Origin of the sequence: Kitasatospora sp. NPDC057500 (assembly GCF_042802195.1) — a bacterium.
Classification (GTDB): Bacteria; Actinomycetota; Actinomycetes; order Streptomycetales; family Streptomycetaceae; genus Kitasatospora.
Genome location: NZ_JBHVER010000445.1, coordinates 1 through 1302, shown reverse-complemented (window position 1 = coordinate 1302; position 1302 = coordinate 1). Strand labels below are relative to the sequence as shown.

1 protein-coding gene is annotated in these 1302 nt (G+C 69.7%); it reads left to right on the top strand.

Annotated features, from left to right (window positions below; genetic code table 11):
* Positions 1-1302, top strand: a 1302-nt coding sequence (locus tag ACFU74_RS37305) for an acyltransferase domain-containing protein (RefSeq protein WP_380764582.1), incomplete at both ends; no start/stop codon positions are given.

Here is a 1302-nt window from a genome sequence, read left to right as displayed (position 1 = left end):
CAGGCCGCTCAGCTGCACGCCTTCGCGACGGACCGCCCGGAGGTGGACGTCCGCGACATCGCCCACGCCCTGGCCACCACCCGCACCGCCTTCGAGCACCGCGCCGCCGTCATCGCCCACGAGCGTGGCGACCTGCTGGACGGGCTGGCCGCGCTGCAGGAAGGCCGGCCCTCACCGAACGTCGTGACCGGCCCGGCCGACCACCGGCCGCGAGGGAAGACCGCGTTCCTGTTCACCGGACAAGGCTCACAACGCGCCGGCATGGGACGCGAACTGCACAACGCGTCACCCGTGTTCGCCGCCGCGTTCGACAAAGCCTGCGAGGCATTCACCCCACACCTGCCCCACCCCCTGCGCGACGTGATGTGGGCCGACCCCGACACCGACCCCGACACCGCCGCCCTGCTCCACCAGACCCACTACACCCAACCCGCCCTCTTCACCCTCCACACCGCACTCCACCACCTCGCCCTCCACACAGGCCTCCTCCCCGACTACCTCACCGGCCACTCCATCGGCGAACTCACCGCCGCCCACCTCGCCGGCGTCCTCACCCTCACCGACGCCGCCACCCTCATCGCCACCCGCGCCCGCCTCATGCAACAACTCCCACCCGGCGGCGCCATGATCGCCCTCCAAGCCACCGAAAACGACATCCACCCCCTGATCGCCGGCCACGAACACCACCTCGCCATCGCCGCCGTCAACTCCCCCACCTCCCTCGTCATCGCCGGCGACCACCACGCCGCCACCACCCTCGCCACCACCTGGGCCGAACAAGGCCACAAAACCAAAACCCTCAACGTCAGCCACGCCTTCCACTCCCCCCACATGGACCCCGTCCTCGACCCCCTCCACCACCTCGCCACCACCCTCACCTACCAAGAACCCCACACCCCCGTCATCTCCAACCTCACCGGCCAGATCGCCACCACCCAACAACTCACCGACCCCCACTACTGGACCCACCACGTCCGCACCACCGTCCGCTTCGCCGACACCCTCACCACCCTCGCCCACCACCACACCACCACCTACCTCGAACTCGGCCCCGACACCACCCTCACCACCCTCACCACCGACACCCTCACCGACAACAACCCGAACATCCTCGCCACCGCAGCCCTCCACCCCCGCCGACCCGAAACCCACACCTGGCTCCACACCCTCGCCCAACTCCACACCCACGGCACCCCCATCGACTGGACCACCCACACCACCCCCACCACCAACCACCCCGTCGACCTCCCCACCTACGCCTTCCAACACCAGCGCTACTGGCTCACCCACACGCCGACCACC